The sequence below is a fragment of the Marinobacter sp. OP 3.4 genome (genome assembly GCF_036224885.1).
Taxonomy (GTDB): domain Bacteria; phylum Pseudomonadota; class Gammaproteobacteria; order Pseudomonadales; family Oleiphilaceae; genus Marinobacter.
Genome location: NZ_JAVVLT010000032.1, coordinates 49,169 through 62,642 on the forward strand (window position 1 = coordinate 49,169; position 13,474 = coordinate 62,642).

Genomic DNA, 13,474 nt, shown 5'->3' on the forward strand with positions numbered 1-13,474 from the left:
CATCCCTGCGGCAGGGGCTGCAAGGCTTAGTCCGGGGAGGCCAGGCGGGCCTCGGACTCCCGGTACCCCAGCAGGTACAGGATGGCATCCAGGCCCAGGGTGGAAATGGCGTGCCGGGCGGACTCCTTCACCAGGGGCTTGGCCCGGAAGGCAACGCCCAGGCCAGCCTGGCTGAGCATGGGCAGGTCGTTGGCACCATCACCCACGGCAATCACCTGCTCCCGGGAAATCTTTTCCCGCTCGGCAAGCTCAAGCAGCAGTTGCGCCTTGCGGGCGCCGTCCACGACGGGGCCGGCCACGCGCCCGGTCACCTTGCCATCGACAATTTCCAGCTCGTTGGCATAGATGTAGTCAATGCCCAGCTTTTCCTGCAGATGGCGCGCAAAGTAGTTAAAGCCCCCGGAGAGGATCGCGGTCCGGTACCCCAGTGAACGCAGCGTCCGGATCAGGTACTCCGCTCCCTCCGTCAGGGAGAGACGACCGGCAATCCGCTCCAGCACCCCTTCGTCCAGCCCCTGCAGCAGGGCCAGCCGCTCGGCGAAACTCTCGCTGAAATCCAGTTCGCCGCGCATGGCCCTTTCGGTAATCTCGGCCACCTGTTCACCCACACCAGCCTCCAGGGCCAGTTCATCGATGACTTCCGCCTCGATCAGGGTGGAATCCATGTCGAACACCACCAGGCGCCGGTTGCGGCGGAAGATGGAATCCTCCTGGAAGGCGATGTCCACGTTCATGTCACCGGCGATCCTGAGGAAGTCCGTGCGCAGGGCCTCCAGGTTTTCCGGCGTGCCCCGCACCGAGAACTCGACACAGGCAATGCGGTTGTCCGCACGGCTCAGGGACGGCCGGGCCGACAGTCGGGTGATGTTGTCGATGTTCAGGCCGTGGCGGGCGGTGATTTCGGACACCCGGGCAATCTGCTCTGCGGTGATGTCCCGGGACAGCAGGGTGACCATGTAGCAGGCCCGGTTGCGACCTTCCGCCCACTGCTGATACTCGGCCTCGGTGATGGGCGCGAACCGCACCTGCAGGTCCAGGGCATGCAGGCGGAACAGCAGTTCCCGGATCACCGGCGACGCCTGGGACTCGTCCGGAATCTCCGCCAGGATACCCCAGGTCAGGTAGTCGTGGATCACCGCCTGCCCGATATCAAGGATGCGGACATCGTAACGGCCCATAATGCCGGTGATTTCCGAGGTCAGGCCGGGTTTGTCCCGGCCGGACACGTTAATCAGGACCAGTTCACTCACTGTCGTTGTCTCCGGCGGCTGGTTCTTCCGTTCCGGCCGCGGCAATCACGTCGATACCGTCGACCCGTTGCAGCCCCCGGGGAAGCTTGTGACCACGGCGGCCCCGCTCGCCCAGGTAGTGCTCCAGATCCCCAAAGCGTAGTCCAAGCTTGCGCTTGCCGGCGCGGATTTCAAGCTGGTCCGCTTCGCCAAACACCGACAGCGCCACCACGAATTCCTCCCGGTTCTGCACCCGGGCCGAGGGAATGCTGATGATCTTGTTGCCCTTGCCCCGGGCCAGTTCCGGCAGTTGCTCCAGCGGGAACACCAGCATGCGCCCCTCATTGGAGACCGCCGCCAGGTACAGGGTCTGCTCCCGGCGGGGAATGGTGACCGGCGGCAGCAGCCTGGCTCCCTTGGGAATCGTCACCACGGATTTGCCGTTTCGGTTCTTGCTGATCAGGTCGGACGCGGTACCGACGAAACCGTAGCCGGCATCGGTGGCCAGCAGGTATTTCTCGTCCGGGTTGGTCACCATCAGGCCCGCAAAGGTGGCCCCGGAAGGCGGGTTGATGCGACCAGTGAGGGGCTCCCCCTGCCCCCGGGCGGATGGCAGGCTGTGAGCCATCAGGGAATAGGCCCGACCGGTGGAATCCAGGAACACCGCATTCTGGTTGTTGCGGCCCTTCGAGGCCAGGGCAAACTTGTCCCCGGCCTTGTAGCTGAGCCCGGCCGGGTCGATGTCGTGGCCCTTGGCGGCCCGTACCCAGCCCTTCTCGGACAGCACCACGGTGACCGGGTCGTTGGACACCAGGTCGGCCTCGGAGAAGGCGCGGGCCTCTTCCCGTTCCACGATGGGGGAACAGCGGTCATCGCCGTAGGTTTCCGCATCCGCCAGCAGCTCTTCCTTGATCAGTTCCCGCAGCCGGTCCTCCGACCCCAGGATGGACTGGAGCTCGTCCCTCTCGGCGGACAGCTCGTCCTGCTCGCCGCGGATCTTCATTTCCTCCAGTTTGGCCAGGTGGCGCAGTTTCAGCTCGAGGATGGCTTCCGCCTGCTCGGCGGACAGCCCGAACCGCTTGATCAGTTCGGCCTTGGGCTCGTCCTCGTAACGGATGATGTTGATCACCTCGTCAATGTTGAGGTAGGCAATCAACAGGCCTTCAAGGATATGCAGGCGCGCCAGCACCTTGTCCAGGCGGTACTGGAGCCGGCGGGTAACCGTGGTCTTGCGGTAGGCCAGCCACTCGGTCAGCAGGGTGTGCAGGTTCTTCACCGCCGGGCGGCCATCATTGCCGATGACGTTGAGATTGACCCGGTAGGTTTTCTCCAGGTCGGTACTGGCGAACAGGTGGGCCATCAGGCCTTCCACGTCCACCCGGGAAGATCGGGGCACGATCACCAGGCGGGTCGGGTTCTCGTGGTCCGATTCATCCCGCAGGTCCGCCACCATGGGCAGCTTGCGAGTCTGCATCTGATGGGCAATCTGCTCCAGCACCCGGTTACCGGACACCTGATGCGGCAGATCGGTGATCACCACCTCGCCGTTCTCGCGAATCCAGCGAGCCCGCATGCGAAGGCTGCCACGACCGGTGTGATACATCTGCCGCAGGTCACGACGGGGCGTGATGACCTCGGCGCCGGTGGGAAAATCCGGTCCCTTGATGTGTTCGCAGAGCTCGTCCACGTCGGTATCCGGCTTGTCCAGCAACCGGACACAGGCGGCGGTGACTTCACGCACATTGTGGGGCGGAATGTCCGTCGCCATGCCCACGGCGATACCGGTGGTGCCATTGAGCAGCACGTGGGGCAGCCGCGCCGGCAGAGTGGAAGGCTCGTCCATGGTGCCGTCGAAGTTCGGCACCCAGTCAACGGTGCCCTGCCCCAGTTCGCTGAGCAGGACTTCGGAGAACTTCGACAGGCGCGACTCGGTGTACCGCATGGCCGCGAAGGACTTCGGATCGTCCGGCGACCCCCAGTTACCCTGGCCATCCACCAGCGGGTAGCGGTAGGAGAAGGGCTGGGCCATGAGCACCATGGCCTCATAACAGGCGCTGTCGCCATGGGGATGGAACTTGCCGAGCACATCGCCAACGGTACGGGCGGATTTCTTGTACTTGCTGGTGGACTTCAGACCCAGCTCGGACATGGCGTAGATGATACGCCGCTGGACCGGCTTGAGCCCGTCACCCACATTGGGCAGGGCCCGGTCGAGAATGACGTACATGGAATAGTCCAGGTAGGCCTTCTCGGTGTAGTCCCGTAATGAAACCCGCTCAAAGCCCTCGTCGGTCGTTTCAAACTCTGGCATGGATGCCCCTTGCTCCAGGAATGTATTCACACGAATCCCCTGCCCGGGGGAATTCAAGACTGCTGTAAGGCTGGGACATTATATGGAGGGAGGGCGCAATAGACCAATGCCGCGAAAGAAATCCCCGGGGGATTTTTCCAATAGCGGAATTCCCGCATGTTTCCACAAACCCGTGCGCCGTATTCTGCTTCCCGTTCAAGGAGCCAAAGACAGTCCTTAAGGATTCCCGGTTTCCAATCAGAGCGAACACTATGAAACTGACTCTCAAGGCGTGCCGTCAGGCGGTTCTTACCGCACTGATCAACGGCGCACTGGCCCTGGCGCTAATGCTCCTGGTGGAGTTCTCGCTCAGTGGCAGCCTGGCGATGACAAGGCCGTTCCTGATAGCGGGCCTGCTGGTAGCCCTAGTGATTTTCGTGGCCCAGTTCTTTCGCCAGCTCAGACTCTGTCGTTGTAACGAAAACGGGGCTCCCAACAAATAGGAGCCCCGTTTTCGCACTACCGCTTTCTTACCGCAGTCCGTTCTTTACTGGCGGATGCCTTCCACGGAAATTTCCAGCTTCACGGTCTCCGAGGCCTTGCCCAGGTTCATGGGAATGCCGAAGTCCGCCAGCTTGATCTCGGTTTCCGCGTCAAAGCCCATGCGGTAGCCGCCCCAGGGATCCTCACCATAGCCCTGAAGATCCACATCCAGGGTGACCTGACGGGTGACGCCGCGCAGGGTCAGGTCGCCGATCACATCGGCTTCATCGCCGTCCTCATCCACCTCGACGCGGGTGCTCTTGAAGGTCGCCTCCGGGTATTCATCCACGTACAGGAAGTCTTCGCTGCGCAGGTGCTTGTCGCGCTCGGCGTGGTTGGTGTCGACACTGGAGGTATCGATGGTGACCTGGACCCGGCTGTTCTCCGGATTTTCCTCGTCGAACACAAACTGGCCATCGAATTCATTGAAACGCCCGAAAAGCGTGCTGTAGCCCAGGTGGGAGATTTCGAAGGTGATGAACTGGTGTGCGCCCTCGGTATCGAACGCATAGGTGCCGCCGTGCTGGTCCGCCTGGACCGCGCCAGCCATGGCCAGGGATACCGCTGAGGCGAGGATGGTTCTTTTCATGTGGTCAGTCTCCTTGCTTGATGGTCACATCTTCGGATGGATGGGAATTACCGGTGTTTCAACCGCACGGGAAGCATACGGCGAAGCGTATCGTCACGGTCAATGAGATGGTGCTTGATAGCCGCCAGGCCGTGGAGGGCGGCCAGAACCACCAGGGCCCAGGTCACCCAGTAATGCACGTCTCCGGCGACGTCCTCCATGCCCTGGATCCGTCCGGTCACCGACGGTACCTCGAACCAGTTGAACACCTGGATGGCCGAGCCGTCGGCGGTGGAAATCAGGTACCCACTGACCATGGCGGTCAGCATCAGCAGGTACAGCAGCCAGTGGGCGGCATGGGCCGACAGCACCTCGAAACGGGAATGGGTGGACAGCGGCGACGGTGCCTGCTCGATGACACGCCAGAGGAGACGCAGCACCACCGCCATCAACAGCAGTATGCCGATGCTGCGGTGGATATGGGGTGCCAACCGGTACCACTGGTCATAGTAGCTCAGGCCAACCATGTAATAGCCAAGCCCGAACAGGCCGAACACCGCCAGCGCCACCAGCCAGTGCAGGCTGGCACTCACCGCGCCATAGCGCCCCCTGGAATTTCTCAACTGCATGTGCACCGCGCTCCCTGACTGTCACCAACATCTGTGCCGAGAGAGTAAGCCGTTATGGGCACCAGACCAACCACAATATTCTGCTCACCCTGTTCAGTTTTTCTGATGTTGGTCCATCGCCCTCCGGCCTGCCCTGAGCCTTTGGTCGAATACGGATATTACGGATTCAGGATAACCATCGGATTCCTATAATTAACCTATCACTATTCAGGCGGACCGCCATCACACCAAGGAGCACAGAGCGATGGAACTCGAATTCGACGAATCCGTTGTCGTACCCAGCAATAACTGAGTCAGGACCAGGCCATTGCCTGCCTCAGGCCATAGGTAACCGGAGACACCAGACGACCGTTTAAACACATCACTCAGGTCATCCGGTAACAAAGTTTGACATAAGCGACTGGCACCGCTTGAAAAGTTCTGGCATGCTCCGTTCATACACCCGTTTATGACCGCAACTTAATGGTTTGCGAGGCAGTCTTCCGGGTTCTTGTCAGCAGTCAGAATTGCGGATCCATGACCTATCTGTCAGACCACCTTACGGGCGCCGACCTGGAACTACTCGATCCCCTCCTCCGCAGGCAGGATGACCAGTGGACAGGCCTGTTCCACGGCCTGATCCTGAAGACGGCACTGCAACCCATCTTTTCCATCTCCCACAAACGCATTATTGGCTACGAAGCCCTGATTCGCGCGTTCGATCCCGACAATGCCAGTGTACCCCCTTACCAGCTTTTTGCACTGCCGGACTCGGAACAGGAGAACGTACTGCTGGACCGTCTGTGCCGGCTGCTGCATATACGCAACTACGCCAGCTTCCAGGACGAGGTGAACTGGCTGTTCCTGAACGTGTCGCCCCAGGTGGTGGCCTCCGGCTATCGTTGCGACTCCTTCTTTGGTGAGCTGCTACGCCAGACCGGACTGCCGCCCCACCGCATCGTGGTGGAAATTGTCGAGCAGCCCACGGACGATTCCGAACGCCTGCGGGAGACCGTAAACTACTACAAGGAGTTGGGGTGCCTGACCGCCATTGATGACTTCGGCGCCGGTCATTCCAATTTCGAGCGGATCTGGAACCTGTCACCGGACATCGTCAAGCTGGACCGGACCCTGACCCTGCGGGCCGGCAAAGACCCCAAGGCCCGCCAGATCCTCAATGGCATTGTCACCCTGCTGCACCAGTCAAGCTGCCTGGTATTGCTGGAAGGGGTGGAAACCCATGATCAGGCCATGATTGCCATCGATGCCGGCGTGGACTTCGTGCAGGGGTACTATTTCTGCCACCCCCGGGTGGAACTGGAGCGCATCCAGGGGGACGTGCCAAACTTCGAGACCCTGCTGTCGGACTACAAGGACCGCAACCGCATCCGGCTGGATCCCACCCAGCAACTGGCGGAGTTCTTCACCAGCCACTTCCAGCGGGCCATCCAGCGACTGCAGGACGACAGCCACCTGAGGGACGCCTGCGCCGAGATCATGGCCCATCACACGGTGTCCCGGTGTTACCTGATCGACCAGCGCGGGGTGCAGATCGACGATACCCAGGTATCCGCCACCGGCGCCAGCCAGCTCGACCCCCGATACCGGCCGCTGGAAAACACCAGCAGCGCCGACTGGTACCGGCAGCACTACCTCAAGCAGGCCCTGGCCCAGCCCAACCGGATGCAGGTGACCAGCCCCTACCTCTCCATTACCGGGGTCTACATGTGCGTGACCCTGTCACTGGGGTTCCGGTTTCGGGGGGAATTGCGGGTGCTCTGCTGCGATATCCTGGCGGAACAGGGGCCACTGGCCAGCGCCTAGTGTCCCCAATTCCCGTCACACGGCGACGTCGGCCATATTGCCGTAGGTCTCCAGCCAGTTCCGGCGGTCTCCCGCCCGCTTCTTGCCCAGCAGCATGTCCATCCGCTCGATGGTGTCGTCGCCGTCCTCCAGGGTCAGCATCACCAGGCGACGGGTGTCCGGGGCCATGGTGGTCTCCCGGAGCTGCAGCGGGTTCATCTCACCCAGCCCCTTGAAGCGGGTGACCTGAATCTTGCCCTTGCGCTTCTCGGCGGCAATCCGGTCGATGATGCCCTGTTTCTCGTGCTCATCCAGGGCATAGAAGGTCTCCTTGCCCAGGTCGACACGGTAAAGCGGCGGCATGGCCACAAACACGTGTCCCGCCTGCACCACGGGGCGGAAATGCTGGACAAACAGCGCACACAGCAGGGTAGCGATATGCAGGCCATCGGAGTCCGCATCCGCCAGGATACAGATCTTGTTGTAGCGCAGACCGTCCAGCTTGTCGGAACCGGGATCCACACCAATGGCCACCGCGATATCGTGCACTTCCTGGGACGCCAGGATCTCGGACGAGTCCACTTCCCAGGTATTGAGGATCTTGCCCCGCAGCGGCATCACCGCCTGGAATTCCCGGTCACGGGCCTGCTTGGCGGAACCGCCCGCCGAGTCCCCCTCCACCAGGAACAGTTCGGAGCGGCTGGCGTCGGCGCCGGAACAGTCCGCCAGCTTGCCTGGCAGGGCCGGGCCCGAGGTCACCTTCTTGCGAGCCACCTTGCGGCTCGCCCGCAGGCGGCGCTGGGCGTTGCTGATGAACACATCCGCCAGGGCTTCCGCCACGCTGGTGTGCTGGTTCAGCCACAGACTGAAGGCATCCTTGACCACCCCGGAGATAAACGCCGCCGCCTCGCGGGACGACAGGCGCTCCTTGGTCTGGCCGGAGAACTGCGGGTCCTGCATCTTGAACGAGAGCACGTAGGCACAGCGCTCCCAGATATCTTCCGGCGTCAGTTTCACACCCCGGGGCAGCAGGTTGCGGAACTCACAGAACTCCCGCATGGCTTCCAGCAGGCCGGTGCGGAAACCGTTGACGTGGGTGCCGCCCTGGACGGTGGGAATCAGGTTGACGTAGCTTTCGGTAACGGACTCGCCGCCCTCCGGCAGCCACTGCACCGCCCAGTCCACCTCTTCGCTGTTGCCTGCGAAACGACCGGTGAAGGGCTCCAGGGGCACCGCTTCCAGGTCCGCCAGCTCACTGCGCAGATAGTCCCGCAGGCCATCCTCGTAGAACCACTCGTCCTTCTCGCCGGTGGCTTCCTGCAGGAAGGTCACGTTCAGCCCCGGGCACAGTACCGCCTTGGCCCGCAGGTTGTGGCGCAGGCGGCTGACGGAGAACTTCGGGGAATCAAAGTACTTCACGTCCGGCATGAAATGCAGGCGGGTACCGGTATTACGTTTGCCCACGGTGTCCACTACCTCAAGCTCACTGGCCTTCTCGCCATTGGCGAAGGTCATTCGGTAGAGGTTGCCGTCCCGCTTGATGGTGATTTCCAGGTGGGTGGACAGGGCGTTCACCACCGATACCCCCACCCCGTGCAGGCCGCCGGAGAAGTTGTAGTTGCCCTGGGAGAACTTGCCCCCGGCGTGCAGCCGGCTGAGGATAAGCTCTACCCCGGACAGGCCTTCCTCCTTGTGCATGTCCACCGGCATACCGCGACCGTCATCCTCCACCGACAGTGAACCGTCGGCGTGCAGGATGACGTCCATGCGCCGGGCGTGACCGGCCAGCGCCTCGTCTACGCTGTTGTCGATGACTTCCTGGGCCAGATGGTTGGGCCGACTGGTGTCGGTGTACATGCCCGGACGCTTGCGTACCGGGTCCAGACCGCTGAGGACTTCAATGGAGTCGGCGTTGTAGGTTTTCTGGCTCATAGGGAGGGTACAGCTCCGGATCTGCGGGGATGGGTTGTGGCCCCATAGCTTAGGGAATCTGGTGCAAAGATCAATGTCCCGACGGCGCTGAATGAGTTGTCGGTCACCGCTGGAATGACAGTTCGTCGAATCCGGGGCCGGACACCGTTGCCCTACTCCAGCCCTCGGCGGTTACCGCCAGCAGGGCGCAGGGACTGGTCAGGGCCATGGTCACCGCCTGGTCGGGGGCCGGGCTGCGCACCTGCACGGTGATCTCCAGTACGTCCTCGCGGATACGGGACTCCTCCAAGGCGACGCCATAGCCGCCGCTCGGTTTGCGACCGGCGGCCACCAGCAGCAGATGCTCCCGCTCGAAGTCATGGTTCTCCACCGCCACCAGATTCACCCCACGGGCCTCCGACAGGGCATCCAGGCGCTCCCGGGAATCCATGTAGACCAGGCCCGGAGCGGTGAAACCACACTGGCCGGAGGCGGTGATCTGCCGGGCCAGGGGCGCGCCCTCGGAGGTGGTGTCACGGTTCATGGCACAGGCGGACAATACCGACAACAGGAGGACGCCGGTGACAACGGAACATTGGTGTTTCCAGGACCCCATGGGACTCTCCTCAGACTATTCTACTACTCCAACCGCCGGTCCACGGACGTATCAACCGCGGACCGATCGGGCACGGGGTACCCCTCGAACCCGTAACGCGGCAGCCCCATCTCGGCGATGGTCGGTCGACGGAAACTGGTGGTCATATCCAGTCGCAGTGTCTCACCCTCGCCGATGGAGATCACCTCACGGGAACCGGCATTGGGGTATTCGGCGCAGGCTTCGCCGTTTTCGCAGATAAAGCCGTTGCTGTCCAGGTCGGTGCCGGCCACCAGGATGTAATCACCCGGTGTTACGTCGCTCAGGGAATACTCGTACTCACCGCTGCCTTCCTGTGCAACCACCTGCATGGACCGGGACGAGTCGAAATCATCGGCATCCAGCAGCAGGACATAGTGACGCCCGGCACTGCGATCCTCCGGCTCGTCCGTGGACTGGACGTAGACCGGAACGATCAACGTGTGAGTGCTACCGTTCTCGGCGGTGTGCTCTATCTCGATATTTCCGGAAGCCTCCCGATTGGCGGGCAAGGCATCCGGATCGACGCGAATGCGCAACGCCTCCGGAATCGGATCACCACCGTTGACGGGTTGTCCGTCACCGTCCGTCATTTCGAAGGGCGCGGGTATGACGGGCGCACCGCTGACGGTAGGGGAACTCTGGACATCATCCTTCAGGATCTCCAGCAACACGATCGACTCGTTACCCGATGAACTGACCTCCAGAACCCGGGGCCAGGCGCTGACCACGGTTGGGAAATTGCCCCGATTATCTAACGCCCTCTGAGCATCCAAAAGCCCGGCACCGAAGAGTGCATAGTCGTCTAGGCCGGAGACGGCAGGGTCGGCGGTTAGATCCCCGGCGATCAGTTGGGCCCGGAACTGGTCCGGGGACAGATCAGATTTGACGCTCTTCGCCAGGGCATAGACCCCGGTCAGGTGAGGCACCGCCATGGACGTACCTGCCAGGTAGCCATACTCCCTGACCAGGTTTCCGCCTTCGGCATTACCATAGGCATTCAGAATACCATCATCCAGCGCGCCACCCGGTGCCAGCAAGTCAACGGACTGGCCATAGTTGGAATAACTTGCCAGCTCATCATCACGATTGGTGGCGCCCACCCCCACCACCCGTCGATTGGCTGCCGGGTAGACGGCGGAGGCATCGCCACTGTTGCCTCCGGCGGCCACCACCAAGATGCCATTGTCGTAGGCCCGATCGGTGGCTGCCTGGAGCGGGGCCAGTTGTGGCAGGCCGCCCAGGCTCAGGTTGATCACATCCACATCGGTGCGGTCAGAGGCGGTATTGATGGCATCGATCAGATCCGCTACCGCCCCCGTACCATCATCGCCGGTGACTGGATCAACACCCAGCACCCGGTAGGGCAGGATCGTCGCCTGATGGGCTATGCCCACGGTTCCAATCATATTGTCCTCAGCGGCGATAATGCCTGCCACATGGGTACCGTGGAAGCTGGTACCCCCTGGGTCACCCGGGGTGGGCGGCGTGGCGGGATTGCCATCGCGGCCCTGGGTGCCGGAGACATAGTTGCCATCAACATCATAATTATCGCTGACGAAATCCAATATACCGCCAGCAGGGTCTACCACGTTGTTTACCAGGTCCTCGTGCCAGTCACCATACGTCGACAGGTCGGTACTGAACATGCCGGTGTCCATGATGGCAACACCAACGCCTTGCCCATCCGGGGCTCCAACTGAGCCCCACGCTCCCGGTGCCTTGATTTGGACAAGGTTCCAGTTGTCAGGGTCACCGTTATCATTGTCTGTGCCATAGAATTGGTTGGTCCCAGGTGTAGCGGTACTCTGACGGACCAGATAGTTGGGTTCCGCGTCCAGCCCGAATTCCTCCCGCATGGTCCGGATCCATTCGATGGTCTCGGCCCGGGGATCGTTGGTGCCGGTGGACCGGGTCGACAGGGCATTGACGCCCTCGTCCCGGCGCACATGCCAGGTATCCGGTCCGATGGAGCGTCCCACGTCCATCACGGAACTGGCCCGGAGACCGGAGGAAGACAGGGTGCTGGCGAAGGCGACGGGGCCGGTCACGATGGCCTCGTCCACCCGCAGGTCAGGCTCCGGCCAGCTTACATTGAAGGTGCTCAGGGAGCCCTGAGGGACGATGGTCAGCACATAGCGCAGGGGCCCGCCATCACTATTGGTGGACACCGTGATCCGGACATCTCCGCTTCCACCTTCATAGATGCCACCTGAACCGCAGGCATCTGAATTGTCGGCAGTGCCATCCAACGCCAGGGTCACACCCAGTCCGTCCTCGTCCAGGCCAAGTGACGAGAAGCACTGAAGCACGTAGCGATCACCGTCTTCCATCAGCGCCACGTAGGTGTCGGTATTATCTTCCGGATAAACGCGGCCCGAGCCATCGGATCCACTGCGATGGCTCAGGTAGCCACCCACCGTGGCGGGCACCGGCAGCGTGACGGTACCGTCACTGCCGTCAGGCCAGTTGCCGTCGTTTACCCGCCAAAGATCCGCATAATCCCGGTCCACCCGACTGCCCGAGACAATATCGATGGTGCCCTGGACCCCCGCTGAGTCGCCATTGAGTCCCCCACCGTCGGAACCACCTCCACCGCCGCCACAACTGGCCAGCAGGCCGCCCAATGCCAGGATGAAGAAGGAAAGTGTGCTTTTCCGACCGAAAGACAATCTGGTATCCATATAGCCTGATATCTCTATCGTTCAGCACCGGCATCAACCGGCGACAGCCTATACCCCCGATGCGTCTGGGTCCTGTGACCGGCGAACCGATGAAAAGTTACTGCTTATTACCGAAGCGTAGCAGGTAGGGATCGTAAAAAATGAGAAACGGAGCGCCAAAGTGACGCTCCGTACTCAGGAAGGACAGGTTTTATCCGTATAAACTGGTAGTCAGTCGCCGACCTTCAGCACCACCTTGCCGGTGGCGGTCCGTCCGGTGAGGGCGTCGAGGGCTTTCACGTAGTCCTCGAAGGCGAATACCTCGCTGACCCTGGGCTTGATCTTGCCCTCCGCGTGCATCTGGAACAGCTCCTTCATGTTCTGCACGTGGTTCTGCGGCTCCTTCTGGGTGAAGGCACCCCAGAACACGCCCACCACGGAACAGCTCTTGAGCAGGGTCAGGTTAGCGGGGATCTTGGGGATATCGCCGGCGGCGAAGCCGATGATCAGGTGGCGGCCGTTCCAGGCCATGGCCCGCAACGACTGCTCGGTGAAGTCGCCGCCCACGGGATCGTAGATCACATCGACGCCCTTGCCGCCGGTCATTTCCTTGATCACATCCTTCAGGGGCTTGTCGGTGTTGCTGTAGTTGAGCAGCTCGTCGGCACCGGCTTCCTTGGCCACCTGCAGCTTGGCATCGGTGCTGGCCGCCGCGATCACGTGAGCACCCATGGCCTTGCCCAGCTCCACTGCCGCCAGGCCCACGCCGCCGCTGGCGCCCAGTACCAGCAGGGTTTCCCCCGGCTGGATATCGGCCCGCTGCTTGAGGGCGTGGTAGGAGGTGCCGTACACCATGGTGAACGCCGCGCCTTCCTCATTACTCATGCCCTCTGCCAGGGGCAGCAGGCGATTCTCGTCCACCAGCATTTCTTCGGCAAAGGCGCCGTAACCGGTCATGCCGATCACCCGGTCGCCGGGCTTGAAGCGGCTCACCTTGTCGCCCACGGACACCACCTCGCCGGCCATTTCGCCACCGGGAGAGAACGGCATTTCCGGCTTGATCTGGTACTTGCCTTCAATGATGAGGGTATCCGGAAAGTTCAGGCCCGCCGCCTTGACACGGACCTTGACCTGGCCGCCGGTGGGCTCCGGACATTCGATATCCTCAATCACCAGCTTTTCCGCCGGGCCGTACTCCTTGCAGAGAATTGCACGCATGCTGTTG

At 62.0% G+C, this 13,474-nt stretch carries 10 protein-coding genes; 2 read left to right on the top strand and 8 right to left on the bottom strand.

The genetic code is table 11. The annotated features are described in order from the left end of the window. Positions 1-26 precede the first annotated feature (26 nt). Positions 27-1,250 (bottom strand): phosphoserine phosphatase SerB, encoded by a 1,224-nt coding sequence (gene serB, locus RO069_RS05320; protein WP_328185749.1) that lies wholly within the window; start codon positions 1,248-1,250, stop codon positions 27-29. Beyond that, positions 1,243-3,540 (bottom strand): DNA topoisomerase IV subunit A, encoded by a 2,298-nt coding sequence (parC, locus tag RO069_RS05325; RefSeq protein WP_328185750.1) that lies wholly within the window; start codon positions 3,538-3,540, stop codon positions 1,243-1,245. The genes serB and parC overlap by 8 nt, the downstream gene beginning before the upstream one ends. 251 nt (positions 3,541-3,791) lie before the next feature. Between parC and RO069_RS05330 the strand changes: the two genes are divergently transcribed. Continuing rightward, the gene (locus RO069_RS05330; RefSeq protein ID WP_328185752.1) at positions 3,792-4,022 is read left to right on the top strand and encodes a hypothetical protein; all 231 of its coding nucleotides are present in this window, start codon (positions 3,792-3,794) and stop codon (positions 4,020-4,022) included. A gap of 44 nt (positions 4,023-4,066) precedes the next feature. Here RO069_RS05330 and RO069_RS05335 read toward each other — a convergent pair whose 3' ends face one another. Both RO069_RS05335 and RO069_RS05340 read right to left on the bottom strand, forming a co-directional pair. Next, positions 4,067-4,651 carry a YceI family protein gene (locus RO069_RS05335; protein WP_328185754.1) on the bottom strand — a complete coding sequence of 195 codons (585 nt, stop codon included), beginning with the start codon at positions 4,649-4,651 and terminating at the stop codon, positions 4,067-4,069. Positions 4,652-4,698: 47 nt separating this feature from the next. Beyond that, positions 4,699-5,259: a cytochrome b gene (locus tag RO069_RS05340; protein WP_328185755.1), complete on the bottom strand. Its 561-nt coding sequence runs from the start codon at positions 5,257-5,259 to the stop codon at positions 4,699-4,701. Between the two features lie 516 nt (positions 5,260-5,775). On the opposite strand from RO069_RS05340, the gene RO069_RS05345 reads away from it, so the two are divergent. Continuing rightward, on the top strand, positions 5,776-7,062 hold the full coding sequence (locus tag RO069_RS05345; protein WP_328185757.1) for an EAL domain-containing protein: 1,287 nt from the start codon (positions 5,776-5,778) through the stop codon (positions 7,060-7,062). A 15-nt stretch (positions 7,063-7,077) separates the two neighbouring features. On the opposite strand, the gene parE is transcribed toward RO069_RS05345, so the two are convergent. The 4 genes from parE to RO069_RS05365 all read right to left on the bottom strand — a co-directional run bounded on the left by parE (position 7,078) and on the right by RO069_RS05365 (position 13,467). Continuing rightward, complete coding sequence (gene parE / locus RO069_RS05350; protein WP_328185759.1) at positions 7,078-8,973, bottom strand: DNA topoisomerase IV subunit B; 1,896 nt, start codon at positions 8,971-8,973, stop codon at positions 7,078-7,080. A gap of 103 nt (positions 8,974-9,076) precedes the next feature. After that, complete coding sequence (locus RO069_RS05355; RefSeq protein ID WP_328185760.1) at positions 9,077-9,568, bottom strand: protease complex subunit PrcB family protein; 492 nt, start codon at positions 9,566-9,568, stop codon at positions 9,077-9,079. Positions 9,569-9,591: 23 nt separating this feature from the next. Then, positions 9,592-12,258, bottom strand: a complete 2,667-nt coding sequence (locus tag RO069_RS05360) for a S8 family serine peptidase (protein WP_328185761.1) — start codon at positions 12,256-12,258, stop codon at positions 9,592-9,594. Between the two features lie 222 nt (positions 12,259-12,480). Continuing rightward, complete coding sequence (locus tag RO069_RS05365; RefSeq protein WP_328185763.1) at positions 12,481-13,467, bottom strand: NADPH:quinone oxidoreductase family protein; 987 nt, start codon at positions 13,465-13,467, stop codon at positions 12,481-12,483. Positions 13,468-13,474: the final 7 nt, after the last annotated feature.